Consider the following 246-nt stretch of genomic DNA (forward strand, 5'->3'; position numbering starts at 1 on the left):
GGTAAAACAAGATGGTTAAAATGAGAATCGTCCAGCCGAGTCCCTTCCTTTCTGTCTTGATCAAGTAAATACCAAGAACGATTGTACTAAATAGCACGCCTAAAATGGCCCACAGCCATTTGTCTTTGCCATGCTTTGGCGCATCAAACCATAAATAAATGGCAACAGCAAGTGATACGAATAAACCCGTAATTCTCAAGATCAAACTCCCCCTTATGTACACGCGTGCTCTCTATTATGCATTTG

At 41.5% G+C, this 246-nt stretch carries 1 protein-coding gene; it reads right to left on the reverse strand.

The window, feature by feature from the left end; genetic code table 11:
• Positions 1 to 199, reverse strand: a 199-nt coding sequence (locus SB775_RS32590) for a hypothetical protein (RefSeq protein WP_410865432.1), incomplete at its 3' end; no start/stop codon positions are given.
• Between the last annotated feature and the right edge of the window lie 47 nt (positions 200 to 246).

It is taken from the genome of Peribacillus sp. SIMBA_075 (genome assembly GCF_046534585.1).